Annotated in this window: 8 protein-coding genes; 2 read left to right on the top strand and 6 right to left on the bottom strand. The window is 52.3% G+C overall.

The annotated features are described in order from the left end of the window. The first annotated feature begins 45 nt into the window (after window positions 1–45). On the top strand, window positions 46–306 hold the full coding sequence (locus tag EDM54_RS17190; protein ID WP_122958518.1) for a hypothetical protein: 261 nt from the start codon (window positions 46–48) through the stop codon (window positions 304–306). A 102-nt stretch (window positions 307–408) separates the two neighbouring features. Here the strand turns inward: EDM54_RS17190 and EDM54_RS17185 are convergent, their stop codons facing one another. The 4 genes from EDM54_RS17185 to EDM54_RS17170 form a co-directional block, all read right to left on the bottom strand. Next, entirely contained in the window at window positions 409–1,392 is a 984-nt protein-coding gene (locus tag EDM54_RS17185; RefSeq protein WP_122958517.1) for an aromatic acid exporter family protein, read from the bottom strand. Window positions 1,393–1,579: 187 nt separating this feature from the next. Continuing rightward, window positions 1,580–3,088, bottom strand: coding sequence for an S-layer homology domain-containing protein (locus EDM54_RS17180; protein ID WP_122958516.1), 1,509 nt, complete (start codon window positions 3,086–3,088; stop codon window positions 1,580–1,582). Window positions 3,089–3,217: 129 nt separating this feature from the next. Continuing rightward, window positions 3,218–3,910 (bottom strand): response regulator transcription factor, encoded by a 693-nt coding sequence (locus EDM54_RS17175; RefSeq protein ID WP_122958515.1) that lies wholly within the window; start codon window positions 3,908–3,910, stop codon window positions 3,218–3,220. Beyond that, window positions 3,907–5,400, bottom strand: a complete 1,494-nt coding sequence (locus EDM54_RS17170; protein ID WP_122958514.1) for a sensor histidine kinase — start codon at window positions 5,398–5,400, stop codon at window positions 3,907–3,909. Before EDM54_RS17170 ends, EDM54_RS17175 begins: the two co-directional genes overlap by 4 nt. Window positions 5,401–5,695: 295 nt before the next feature. Between EDM54_RS17170 and EDM54_RS17165 the strand changes: the two genes are divergently transcribed. Continuing rightward, window positions 5,696–6,532: an SDR family NAD(P)-dependent oxidoreductase gene (locus tag EDM54_RS17165; RefSeq protein WP_003389521.1), complete on the top strand. Its 837-nt coding sequence runs from the start codon at window positions 5,696–5,698 to the stop codon at window positions 6,530–6,532. Between the two features lie 74 nt (window positions 6,533–6,606). Here EDM54_RS17165 and EDM54_RS17160 read toward each other — a convergent pair whose 3' ends face one another. After that, window positions 6,607–8,859: an S-layer homology domain-containing protein gene (locus tag EDM54_RS17160; RefSeq protein WP_122958513.1), complete on the bottom strand. Its 2,253-nt coding sequence runs from the start codon at window positions 8,857–8,859 to the stop codon at window positions 6,607–6,609. Between the two features lie 135 nt (window positions 8,860–8,994). Continuing rightward, a complete protein-coding gene (locus tag EDM54_RS17155) occupies window positions 8,995–10,710 on the bottom strand; it encodes a YcdB/YcdC domain-containing protein (protein ID WP_170208331.1) in 1,716 nt (571 codons plus the stop codon). Window positions 10,711–10,770: the final 60 nt, after the last annotated feature.

The raw sequence follows: 10,770 nt of genomic DNA, 5'->3' as shown, positions 1-10,770 counted from the left end.
TTTACACAAAAATCTTGACAGCCCCCAATAGAGAGGAGAATATACGTGAAAAAAATCAATCTTTCATTTATTCTTGCTTTGCTGGCGAATGGAGGATTCCTTTCGTATCTTTGGCTGGAACGGACTCACTTAAACTGGCTACTTGCTGGATGGCTTATGTATGTCCTCATCGTCCTCTATTTTTTGTCTCTTCTATTAGCTTTGATCGAAATGAAGAGAAAAGCCAACAACGCATCTATGTATGCAACGCTATTTCTTGATCTTATGGGATTAATCGTTTTCGTATGGTATTGGTCAACGCTGTAAAAATACTCGAAACTGGCTGAAGCGTTATGGCAAATCCTAATACAAATAAACAGACGTGCGCATACGGAAAAATACTCCATACGCGCACGTCGTTTACACCCTTTAATACCCATCTTGTTTCCTCTTCACCGGGCTTTTCCTGCCCAGCTTGTGCTTGATATACAAGTATTGCTCGATCTCCCGGAGCAAGGTAAAGAGCGACGCGCGGGTTTCGAATTCTTCTCTCGACTGGGGCAGCGGCGCCTCTTGGATCTCTTCGCGCATCACCTGCAGCTTGTCGAGGAAGCGGTACGCCGTATTGCCCGGATGGATGGAATGGCTCAGGTGGTCGAGAAAATCCGCGATTTGATGCCCCTGCGGCACTTGCACGCTAAGTGTCGATACGATCGGCAGCATCCGCTCCAGGTATTCAAACTGCTTTTCCCGCATGACGAAATACTCGTAGTAGGTGTCTTCCTCTTTGCGGCCGATGCGGTTCTCCACATCCCGCCAGGCCAGCAGCTTTGCTTCCTCCAGCATTTTTTCGGTCTCGATCATCTCGCGCCCGTCCCAATCGCTTTGGCCGTGGCGAAGGTAAAAGCAGAACTCCTGCAAAATCGTCGCAAAGTTCCGCTCCACGGCCGCCTGCATGCCCTTCAGCTCCTTTTCCAGGCTGGGCATGTAGAGGTTGGCCAGCAAGGCAACGCCAACGCCGATGGTAACGAGGGCAAGCTCGTTTAAAATGACGGGCACGTCCATCCGCTCCGCAGAATAGAGATGCAGGAGGACGACCATGCTGGTAACGAAGCCCTCCTGAATGCCAAAGCGGACAGCCAGCGGGAGGAAGACGAGGATGAGCAGCGTCAGCGCTACAGGCTGAAACCCGAGGAGGGCAAACAGCGCAACCCCGACCACCAACCCCAGCAGGCAGGCGAGAATGCGGTTGATCGCCGTCCGAAACGACTGTTTTCGCGTCACCTGAATGCAGAGAATCGCAATAATTCCGGCCGAAGCATAGAAAGAAAGGCCTAGCTGCTGGGCGATCAGAATCGCCGCTCCCGTACCAATTGCGGTTTTTATCGTTCGGTATCCAATTTTTAAAGGCATATTGCTGTTCCGTCCTTCTTTGGTTGGTCATCTTTGTTTTGTTCTTGTCCCTTTTCCCGGCCATGTCCGGCAGAGCTTGTTTCCTCTTAATACAGTATCAAAAACGCCGTGCAAAACAAAGAGAGTCTCTCCTCATGAGAGACTCTCGCGGCAAAGAATTCATAAACTTGTGCGGGAGATCAACATTCTATTCAAGCGTTACACGGACACTATCCGCAATCGCCCAGTCGCCTGCAGGAGCGACCTCGTATGTCGTGCCCGCTTCAAGCGCTCCGTCTTTCAATTCAAATGTCCCTACCTGACCCTTGCGGCTTGTCAGCTTGTAATCGGCAGTGAGCTTGGTGCCGTCCGGTGCTGTCAGCGTAATGCTGCGCAAGGCGAAAAGCTCGTCCTTCGGATCTTCGGCCAAGGTGACAGACAGCGTTTTTTCATCCGCAGCCTTCACTTCTTCAATCGTCAGCGGCGCCTTCTCGGTTGCGACGAACGTGTTTTTCTGCAGCGTCGCCCAATCCGCTGTCACCGTGTACGTGGTGCCCGGCTTCAGCTTCTGTCCGTCAGGCAGTCGGAACTTTGGCGCCTGGCGGCCATCGGTTGCTTGCGTGAAAGGAACGTAGCCCGCTCTGATCGGATCGCCGCCCTCTGGCGTGATCGTGACGGATATATCCCGCATCGAGGAGAGAATTTCATACGTTTTTCCGTTGTACTGGTTGTTCTCGTCGAGAGCGAACGGATTCGGGCGAGAGTTGCGGTACGCTACGATGACGTTTCCGTAGTCAGTGACGCCGTCTTCGAGACTGGATTCCACTTCAAACGTGTCGCTTGTAACCTGCTGGGTCGAACGGAGGGCAAGCTTCTCCGGATTGGCTTCAAATGTGCCTGCCTGTTTCCCTTTGTACGTCAATGTGTAGGTGGTTCCTTCTTTCTGAACGGTGGTCGGCACGATATACGTCGCTTCAGTGCCTGTCATCAGCTGCGGCACATTGCGGATGGTCAAGCCGTTGTCAAAGACAAAGTTTTTCTTCGCTGCTTCCAGCTCCACTTCTTCTTTTGGCAAAGGCTTCGCGAACTTCACGACCAGCGTAATCACGTTCTGCGCTTCGATGCTCGTCACTCTGTTCTCGGCTGCCTGCTGAACCTGCTGAACCTGCTGGGCCTGCTTGGCCGTACGCTTGGCCTCGACCACCAGATAAGCCGCCTCGGCTCTGGATGCTTTCGCCTGAGACTGCGCATTGCCCAGGATTTTCTGGAGGGCCGCTCTATCTGTTTTGCTTGCTTTCGCCACGACATGCACCAGTTCACTGACGGTCAGCGGTTGATCAGGCAGGAATTCTGCTTCGTCTCCGCTCATGATGCCCGCGGAGACAGCAGCCGTCACGTACGGATGAAACCAGTCGCCGCTTCCTACATCGGTGAAAGCTGCGCTTCCCTGACCTGTCGGCAGACCGAATGCCGCCACCGCCAACTTGGCCAGCTCGGCACGGGTAATCGCCTGCTGCGGCTTGAGCAGATCAGCACCGTATCCTTCGAATACGTGCTGTTCTGCCAGCGTTTTCACTGCAGCCTGATAGGACCCGGCTTTGTTTATATCGGCAAAGTTGGCCGCTGCCCAGGCAGATTGAACAGGTATCAGAACAGACGTACCAATTGCAGCGGTGGCAAGCAGTCCGGTGATTGTATGCGAAGCTTTTCTTTTCATGTGGTAACGCTCCTTCCATTCCAGAGGATTCTCGTTCCTCCTCAGGATAGGGAGCAAATCTAAACCCGTTCTAAAGCAGTTCTTAAAAAAACCTTAAGCGGGTCGAAACATTTTCTAAACAAGCTTCTCCTACACCGTAAACCGGTACCCGGCACCCCAGACCGTCTCGATATACTGGGGATGGGAGGGATCGGTCTCCACCTTTTCCCGGAGCTTGCGAATATGGACCGTCACGGTAGAAATATCACCCGCGGAATCCAGTCCCCAAATGCGTTCAAACAGATGTTCTTTGCTAAAAACGCGATTCGGATTGGCTGCGAGAAACGCCAGCAGGTCAAATTCCTTCGTGGTAAAAGGCACCTCCCTCTCGTTGACGAAGACGCGACGCGACGCTTTGTCGATCCGCAAACCCCTGATCTGGATCTCGTCGCTGCGCTGCTCCCTTCCGCCCGAGAGGCGTTCGTACCTGGCCAGATGCGCCTTGACGCGGGCCACCAGTTCTCCGGGACTGAACGGCTTGATCACGTAATCATCTGCTCCCAGACCGAACCCCCTGATCTTATCGATCTCCTCTTTTTTGGCCGTGACCAGCAGGATCGGGATGTCTTTGCTCGTACGAATCTGCTTGCAAAGCTCGAATCCGTCCACATGGGGCAGCATGACATCAAGGATGATCAGATCGTAGTCGCCTTTCAGCGCCTTTGCAAGTCCAGCGCTGCCGGAGTGCTCCACATCCACACGGAACCCATTTATTTCCAAATAATCACGTTGAAGCTCTGCAATGCTTTTATCGTCTTCAACGACGAGAATGCTTTTCGTCATGCTTCTGCCCCCTCTACACGCGGCAGGGTGATCAGGATGGCCGTTCCTTCGCCAGCAATGCTGCTCGCTTTGATCGTGCCCCGATGCTCATCGACGATCTGCTTGGCGATGGCCAGGCCAAGGCCGCTCCCTCCCGTGTCCGTACCACGTGACTGCTCCGCCCGATAAAACCGGTCAAAAATATTCGGCATCGCTCTTGGATCGATTCCCGGACCGTTGTCGGAAATCTCGATTCGCACCTGTCCAGTATCGACTTGCAGCGAAAAGGATATCCGCTTTTCCGGCTTGTCATTGTATTTCAAGCTGTTGTCGACGACATTGGCCAGAACCCGCCTCAGCTTGTCGCGGTCCGCCAGTACGAGCGCCGGGGGCGTTGATGGGGCTGCCGAAACTGCTGACCCTTGCCGTTCAAACTCGACCGTCACATTTTTCTCTTCCAGGTCAAATCGCAGCTCGCTTACGTAATCCTCCAGAAAGCGTCCGATGTCCAAGCGTTCAAAGGTAAACGGCAGCTTTCCGAGATCCAGCCTCGAGAACAGGAACAGCTCGTCGATCAATTGGTCCATACCCTTTGCCTTGCGGGCGATCGTATCGAGATATTTTTCCAGCTTTTCCGGCGTGTCCGCCACCCCGTCGCGAATCCCTTCTACATATCCGAGAATGGAGGTGATCGGCGTTTTCAGGTCGTGAGAAATATTGGAGATCAGCTCTTTGCGGTTTTCCTCGTACTGCAGCTGGAGCTCCACGGATTCCTTCAGCTTTTTTCGCATATCCTCAAAGGCTTGGGAGAGCTGGCCGATCTCATCGCGGCCGGACTGCTCAATATGAAAATCCAGCTCGCCGTCCCTGATTTGCTCCGTTGCCGTTTTCAACCGGTACAGCGGCCGGATAATACTCCGCGAGACGAGGAAGTTCAGCAAGCCGTTCATCAGCGCAAGCATCAACAGCAAAAACAGGATCAAGACAGGCAACAGGCTGCGGGTCAGCTCCGCATAAGGGCTTACCTCTTTCATTACGTAAACGCCGCCCTCTGTCTTGTCGGCAAAGTGAAAATCAAACTTGACGTAGGAAAAAAAGCGGCCCTCCGTCTCCAAAATGTCGCGTACATGCAGGTTGCCGAATTCGTAGGGCGGAAGCGCCGCCTTCATCCCTGGCACCTGCAGCATCGGCGTCGCGTGATGGATTTCGCTGCCCTTGCGGACGAGAATCCCCGCCTGAACAGGAGCCAACCGCTGCTCGAGCTCCCGCAAAAATGCCGCGTCGAGGAGCTGCTCGGGGTCGCTCTTGCCGAGAAACTTGGTCTCTACAGACACGGTCTCCTCCGGCTCGGTCAACGGCATGACGGCATAGCGGCTCGTGTACAGGTCGCGTACATGCCTGACGTCCCCTGTCACCGCCACGGCGATGAGAAACACGGCCGCGACAAATAAAATCACGGTAATCAAAAGCATGGCTGTATAGGAAAGCAGCAATCGCAGCCGAATAGACATGGGCACCCCTCCTTTCCCCATCTTACACGAAATGTTGATGACTGCAATGGATTCGGATTGGGTGGTGGCTGTCTTCTTGTAGCATCGTGAGGCAGGAAAGTCTTCTGCCGTGCTTTCAGGTTTCATCTGCACCTCTGCCGGGGCTTTCGTAAAGGAGCTGAAAAGAGGGACAACCCTAGGGCAAAGAAGCCAACTGAAATTTTGGCAATCAAGACAGCAGATGTCATATTGGCCTGCAAAAATAGAGGCATGACTTGCTTTTACGCAAGGTTAATCGAGAGGAGAGATCTGTTCCATGAATCCATTGACAGGCAAAATCGCTTTGGTCACGGGGGGAAGCAGAGGCGCCGGACGAGGAATTGCGGTGGAGCTGGCGAAAGCCGGGGCGACGGTGTATGTCACCGGGAGAAGTGTCAGAGGAAAATCTACGCAAAACTATCCGGGAACAATTGACGACACTGCAGCAGAAATTCAATCCCATGGAGGAACCGCATTTGCCGTTCGTTGCGACCACACAAACGACGAAGAAACAGAAGCTGTCATTGACCGCATCCAACAGGAGCAAGGACGATTGGACATCCTGGTGAATAATGTGTGGGGCGGGAACGAGCTGGCTATCGAATATCAGCCTTTTTGGGAGCTGCCCTTGCTGCATTGGGATCACATGTTTCAGGCAGGTGTGCGGGCACAGCTTGCGACCAACCACTTCGCCGTCCCGCTTATGCGAAGGCGCCAATCAGGTCTGATCGTGCATACAACATTTTGGGACGATCACAAATACACTGGACATTTTTACTATGATTTAGCAAAAAACGCGTTAAACCGAATGGCCTACGGACTGGCAACAGAACTTCAGGCTGACAACATCGCCGTTGTCGCGGTTTCTCCGGGATGGATGAGAACAGAACTTGTGCTGGCCGCGTTCAACACGGACGCAGACCATTGGCAAGCTGTCGAGGAATTGAAGAACACCGAAACTCCTCACTACATCGGGCGTGCCATTTGCGCATTGGCAGGTGACCCGGAAGTGAAGCAAAAAAGCGGTCAAATCGTGAGAGTAGGGGAGCTGGCAGAGGAATACGGCTTTACAGATATCGATGGAAGAACGATCCCTCCCTTCCGTCTCGGATAGAAACATGGAAAAGACTGCCGATTTCTTTTGCAAAATCGGCAGTCATCCATCTGACCGAAGCCAGCTATTTTTCTCTATCTGTAGTCTTTCTTGAGTTCGATCAGCTTCTGAACCAGCCTGGCCGCTTCTGCTCTGGTAAGCGTCCCGTTCGGCTTAAAATCGGCTTTCCCCTTTTCGCCCAGAAGCCCGAACGCATGGACGAGCGCTATCGCTGGAACAGCGTTTTTCTCTACGTCTCCGTATGGGGCAGAAAAGATGTCCGTTTTATCCAAAAGGTCGCCGTATCCCAGCAGGCGTGCTACGAATTCAGCCACCTCCGCCCGGGTAATCGGACGATCCGGTTCGAATCTGCTCCCTTTCTTGGCGAAGAGACCGGTCTGAACTCCCTTCTGGACGACGCCGTACAGCGGATGCTTTGGATCGACATCATCAAAGCGATACGGCTGTCGCCCCTCGTCGCTGGAGAGGCTGTACGAACGGTGAAATTCGATTCGCTCAATGAGATGGGAAGCGATGACGGCCATTTCGCCTCGGGTCACCTCCTTATCCGGCTCAACCTTCCCGTCGATTACCGGAAACAGGCCCAAACGAACGGCAAATTGCAATGCCTCCCGATCAGGATGATCCGAGATATCGCTTGCCTTCGTTTTTTCAAGCTGCTTGTCCAGACTGATCCATTCACCAGTGATTGCATCCACCATGCCACGGTCCCCTGCATAGCGGTAGACGAGAAGCGGCTTTTGTTTGTCCGGCGCTGCCCTGTAGTAGTTCGCCTGCGGCTGATAGTAGGTGAGCAACACTTTTTGCTGCTCTTGCTCTACTTTTTTGGCCGCCTCCCTGTCGATCTTGGCAGCTGTCGGGCTCTCGATCTTCGGATAGCCTTCCCCGCGAAGGTTCAACGTTTCCGCTTCACCCGTCTCAGGATTGACCACGACTTCAAACTCGGCATGCTCGATCGGAATGCCGTCTTTCATCCAGCCAAACGGAATGTAGTAGTATTGACCACGTTCCAGTTGCTCTTCGATTTGTTGTTCCGTAGGCGTGCGATCAATCATATAAATTTCGCCCAGGCGGTCGGAAAGCAGCGTTTTCACCAGTTGCTGGGCACTCTCGCTCGCTTTTTCGTAGGAAACCGCTTTTTCGATCTTTTTGCCAGTCTCTGCACGAAAACCTCGTTCCTTGCTGGAATATTCGATCAGCTCTCCCCGGTCGCTGATCCGAAGCTTGACCGGCTCCACATTTTTCTCCTGGGTGTGAAGCGGAGTGTAATCAAAGCTCCAGTTGCGCCGTTCGATTCCGTCAGGTCCTGTGCTGCTTCCGCTGCCCCGATTGCCATCGGAACGATACGAGCCGGGGAGAAGCTTGATCACCTGGTCGGCTATTTTTTGCGCCTCTTCTTTGGTTATGACGCGATCTTCACCGTCCGTCTTGCGGACTGCGCTACCCAGTGGCTTGAACACGGATTCCTTCGCTTCCTCGCCCCGCTGGTTCAAGGCTTTGCCGCTACTCGCATCCAAAAACTGGGGGTCGCTTTCCAGGTAGCGATAGACTAGCTGATACTGACTCCGGTCTTGAAGGGGCTGCCTGGTCAGTGATGACTTTTCCACAAACACAAGAGAAGGGCTGGTCCGTTCCGCCAGCAGCTTCTCTGCTTCCGCTGCCCCAAGCACATCCTTTGCGTCCGGGAGCGCCTCGTCACTCCACAACCTGTGATACTCTACTACCTCCCCGTCCTGGGAGACGACGATTTGAAAACCGTTCTCCAGGAAGGGTATTTCGTTTTCCACCCGCGTAAATGCAAATGTGTGTTCACTTCCCAAACTATAGTAGTAAGGAAGCAGCTGTTTGTATTCATTCGGCTGGGAGAGCTTCCGCTGCTCATCTTTTGGCGCTACCTTTTTTATGAACTCCTTCGCTTTTGCCAGAGCGGCTTCTTCCTCCAGACTTGCTTCCCCTGCCCCTTTTTCCCGCTGCTCCGTATATTTCGAGTAGTCCAGCAAAACGCCTGTCTTCGCATCGATCGTCGCGTAAATACCGCCTTCTTTCCCATCATCCCAGCTCAGGCGCCAGGATGGGCGATCATAGAAGGATTCTCTTTCCGGGTCCAGGTAGGTAGCCCGCTCCAGCTTGAAATCACCCGGGATGGATACATAGCCTTGCAGTTTTTTGACCGCTTCTTCCTTTGTCATCCCGCCCGTTTTCGCTTCTGCCGCAAATGCGGTACTGCCCACTGCCAGAAGTCCTCCTGCGGGTAAAGGCAATGACGTCATCAACACGGCTGCAGTCAGCCCGGCTGCAAGCTTCCAGGACTGCTTTTTTCTCGTCACTTCGTCCAACTCCTTTCGACTTTTACGTTTTGTTCATTTTGCTCACATCAATTTTGCCATTAAACAGAGATTTTGTCATGGATATCTTTCCTCATGCCGTACCTCATGCCGTAGATACATCGGTTCTTTTTCCGCTTATTTTCGGCCCTTGCTTTCTTTCTCTCTCTGTTTATCCAGAATGATCCATTCGCCGGTGACCGCATCTACGAGTCCTTCATCGCCTATGTAGCGGTAGACGAGCATTGGTGTTTGCTTCTCTCCACGTTTGGCTTTATCCATCCAATTCTCCGGCAGAAAGTAAGTGAGCATGGCTTTTTGATTCTTCTGCTCGATCTTCTTTGCTGCTTCCCGGTCGATTTTTGCTGCTGGGAGGGTGGCTGGGGGTTTTGCGTCTTGTAGAAATCCAAATTCCACCAGTTCCCCTGTACCAGGTTTTACCCTGACATCAAGATAAAGAGGATCAAATGGGATGCCATCGATCAGTAAACCGTAACTGAACACATAATTCCGATTCCCACTTGCCAGTATCTCCTCGACCTCTTGATCGGAAGGAGGATTTCGTTCGATCAGATACAGTTCCCCCAAACGTTCAGGCATTAAGGTCTTCACCATCTGAAGGGCAATTTCTTTCGCTTGTTCATAGGAAATTGCCTTGTCAACTTTTTTGCTTTCTGAATTTATCTCTTTATAATATTGGAGCAGTTCGCCTTTAGGGCTAATAATCACTGTCACCTTCTCGGTCTTTTCCTTTTGCGGATCTGCGGGCACATATTCCATACCTGCGTGTCGTTCCACTACTTGCTCTAGGTTTTGGGCGGAGCTGCCCTCTCTAAATTGCAGAAACCGGTATGAACCCGGAAGCTTCTTCAGCAGATCGTCCGCGATTTTTTTCGCCTCTGCCTGCGTTATCGATTTTTCTCCCGTTGACTTGCTGATGGTGTTTCCAAGCGGAGTAATCTCATAGTCTTTTGCTTCCGTTCCCCATATGTTCAGCATTTTGCCGCTTTTCGCGTCCAGATAGCGGGGGTCTTTGCCTAGATAGCCGTAGACGAGTTTGTACGCCTCTCCCTTTTCATAAAAAGCATCGTGTTCGTCAAAGCTAAAGCCACTCCTACGAGAAGGCAAATCTACAACCACGAGTGACGGCCTCGTCTTTTCAGCCAGACGTTTGACTGCCTCCTCTTCCGCCAGGATGTCTTTTGCTTCAGGAAGAGGCTCATCCGTCCAGTATCGTTTGTATTTGACAACTACGCCGGCTCGGTCTGTAACGATTTGAACGCCGTTCTCGATAAATGGAATGCCGTCATGCATACGGGTGAAGGTATAGACCCGTTCCTGTGCCGAATCATAGTAGTAGTCGAAATTCAACCCAAATTCATTTGGTTCCGAGAGATTCTCCCATTCTTCCTTTGGCAAGGCTCGGATTAAAAAACCATTTGCTGAGCCCAGAGCTTTTTCTTCCTCTACCAAATTCCCGCCCGTTTTTTTTGATTTGCCGGTATCTCTCGAGTACTCAATGAGCGTACCTGTTCGGGCATCGATCTCCATATGGATATATTTAGATTCATCACCTTCACTTTTCCACCTGAGATTCCAAGTTGGCGGAAGACTATAATTGTTTGTAAGGGAGGCTCCCTCCAATGTAAACTCAGCCGGAATGCTGACAATTTCCCCCGCCCTATCCATTACTTGCGTTTTTGTTAAGCTTGCCGTGTCAGCTTCCGCTGCTGCAGTAGCAGCCCCCGTACTCCCAGCCGCGAGAACTCCTCCCGCGGGCAAAGGCAGCGACGCCAACAACACAGCCGCTGACAGTCCGGCCGTGAGCCGCCAGGTTTGTTTTTTGTTTTTCAAGCCATACAACCCCTTCCCAAATTTACACATCATTAGTTATATTACCATTAATTTGGAAAA

Source organism: Brevibacillus borstelensis (genome assembly GCF_003710865.1).
In the GTDB taxonomy this organism is placed as follows: domain Bacteria; phylum Bacillota; class Bacilli; order Brevibacillales; family Brevibacillaceae; genus Brevibacillus; species Brevibacillus borstelensis.
This window is presented reverse-complemented; position numbering and strand designations above follow the sequence as displayed.

What these genes read in the sequence shown, in the direction of transcription:
- EDM54_RS17165 (WP_003389521.1), top strand. Translation starts at nt 5,696, where the DNA reads ATGAATCCATTGACAGGCAAAATCGCTTTGGTCACGGGGGGAAGCAGA.
- EDM54_RS17180 (WP_122958516.1), bottom strand. Translation starts at nt 3,088, where the DNA reads ATGAAAAGAAAAGCTTCGCATACAATCACCGGACTGCTTGCCACCGCT.
- EDM54_RS17185 (WP_122958517.1), bottom strand. Translation starts at nt 1,392, where the DNA reads ATGCCTTTAAAAATTGGATACCGAACGATAAAAACCGCAATTGGTACG.
- EDM54_RS17175 (WP_122958515.1), bottom strand. Translation starts at nt 3,910, where the DNA reads ATGACGAAAAGCATTCTCGTCGTTGAAGACGATAAAAGCATTGCAGAG.
- EDM54_RS17170 (WP_122958514.1), bottom strand. Translation starts at nt 5,400, where the DNA reads ATGTCTATTCGGCTGCGATTGCTGCTTTCCTATACAGCCATGCTTTTG.